This is a genomic window from Paenibacillus sp. N119s (genome assembly GCF_059447605.1).
Genome location: NZ_JCAJRU010000406.1, coordinates 1 through 2197, shown reverse-complemented (window position 1 = coordinate 2197; position 2197 = coordinate 1). Strand labels below are relative to the sequence as shown.

General features: G+C 43.6%; 2 protein-coding genes. Both read right to left on the bottom strand.

The genetic code is table 11. From position 1 onward, the window contains the following. Window positions 1-251: 251 nt before the first annotated feature. On the bottom strand, window positions 252-998 hold the full coding sequence (gene pssA, locus AC5V8P_RS25195) for a CDP-diacylglycerol--serine O-phosphatidyltransferase (protein WP_064795940.1): 747 nt from the start codon (window positions 996-998) through the stop codon (window positions 252-254). Window positions 999-1052: 54 nt separating this feature from the next. Beyond that, entirely contained in the window at window positions 1053-2129 is a 1077-nt protein-coding gene (disA, locus tag AC5V8P_RS25190; protein WP_064795941.1) for a DNA integrity scanning diadenylate cyclase DisA, read from the bottom strand. Between the last annotated feature and the right edge of the window lie 68 nt (window positions 2130-2197).

Below are 2197 nucleotides of genomic sequence, written 5' to 3'. Positions count from 1 at the left end.
AACGTATAGCCAAACCACGCACCGCACAATCCTGTAAAAGTTAAAATAGCCTTTCTCCACATCGAGTCTCTATACCTCCTTTATTTTCTTTTCCTCGTCTGCTATTGATTGGATACATAGCACTTCCCTTACCAGTATGGTCCATTTTCTGAATAACTAACCCTGTGTTTTCACTTTTTATGCATAAAAAAAAAGCATTTATCTCCCTGAACGAATCAAGGAAATAAATGCTTATTCTAGTTCTTCTGATCCTAACGCTGCGAATGACGATATTGGTCGTCCTGTTCTTCCTGATTAGAACGATCCCGCTCACGTCCACGTCTGCGCGATAGCTTCCGAATGTTCAGTTTCATACCGTATAATGCATACAGCACCAATGGTATAAAAATCAGCTTCGACAGCTGATCAGGAAATTTAACGGCCAGAATCACCGCTGCGATTACGACCCATGGAGCAACCCAGATCGCTTTTTTCGGAAGACCAACCTTTTTGAAATTCGGATATCTCATGGAACTAACCATCAAATATGAGACTAGCAACATGGCGATCGACATGTATAACAAAGAAATCTGGTCATGGAATAAGGACAAAGTGGCTAATACGCCACCTGCTGCCGGAATGGGCAAACCCGTAAAATAACCTGGTACCCCTGGACGTACGTTAAAGCGAGCCAATCTCAATGCTCCACACATTGGAAAAATGGCTGTAACCGTCCAAGCCAGAGCCGAATTCGCATCATGAAAAGCAACCAGGTACATAGTAACTGCAGGAGCAACACCAAAAGATATCATATCTGATAAGGAGTCCAGTTCTTTACCGAATTCGCTTTGGGCATTCAAGGCCCGGGCCATCCTTCCATCCAGTCCGTCCAACAACATGGCGACAATAACCATAATAGCGGCAAGACTGTATTTTCCGTCTACGGCCAATAAAATGGCGATCATTCCGAGAAACAAGTTACCCAAGGTACACATGTTCGGAATTGATTTGGTAATCATCTCTTCACCTCAATATATGAATTGTTCCATTATAATCCTTTCACTGTATTACATTTACATTTGTCTGTCAATGAAAACTTGTTCCTGCAAACGTTTAAGACCTTCTTTAATCGTACGCGCCCGAACCTCGCCTATACCATCCACTTCATCCAGTTCTTCAATCGTGGCAGTCATCACATGTGGAAAACGTCCAAATCGTTCCACCAGATTATGAATAATTACATTTGGCAATCGAGGTATTTTGTTCAGCACCCGATAGCCACGTGCAGCGATATATTCTTCTGATGTCGCCGCTGAAGAAGGGTAACCTAATAAACGTACAATATGATTCACATCCAGTAATTCGTCGTCCGTGGAACGTTTGAGGCCCAATATAATTTCACGAATCTTCTCGTCGCTGTCATCTTTGGCATAATCCTTATACAATAACCAAGCCTCTTCCTCGATATTGCTGACAAGCTCCTCCATCTGCATGCTAATCAGCCTACCCTCATTTCCGAGCTCGTTGATAAATCGTTTGATCTCCATTTTGATGCGAAGCACCATTTCAATTCGTTGAATAACATTAACGACCTCAGACATGGTAACCAGTTCTTCGAATTCAGATGCAGTTAAATTGGTTGAGGCCTGCCCCAATACCGATCTATATTTTTCTAACGTCTGAATAGCCTGATTAGCTTTCGTTAAAATAACCCCGATTTCCTTGAGCGCATACCGTAAAGTCCCCTGATACAACGTAATAATATTACGACGCTGGGAAATAGACACCACCAGTTTGCCAGTCTGCTTCGCAACTCGTTCCGCCGTCCGGTGCCGAATCCCTGTTTCTATAGACGAAATGGAGGAGTCAGGAATCAATTGCGTATTGGCATATAAAATTCGTTTTAAATCTTCGCTCAATATGATTGCGCCGTCCATTTTAGCCAGCTCATACAAATAGTTCGGCGAAAAGTCACAATTAATCGAGAAACCGCCATCCACGACTTCCATTACTTCCGGGCTATAGCCAACGACCAGAAGAGCACCCGTTTTAGCACGCAAAACGTTTTCTAATCCGTCGCGAAAGGGAGTTCCCGGTGCCACAAGCCGCAGCAAATCGTTCATTTTATCCAGTTGGCTCGCTTCCTTCATTCTCAATGCCCCCTAATCTAGTGCGGCTGCCAGTGCATCTGCCACCGTTCCAACTCCTATAATTTGTA

What these genes read in the sequence shown, in the direction of transcription:
- pssA (WP_064795940.1), bottom strand. Translation starts at nt 998, where the DNA reads ATGATTACCAAATCAATTCCGAACATGTGTACCTTGGGTAACTTGTTT.
- disA (WP_064795941.1), bottom strand. Translation starts at nt 2,129, where the DNA reads ATGAAGGAAGCGAGCCAACTGGATAAAATGAACGATTTGCTGCGGCTT.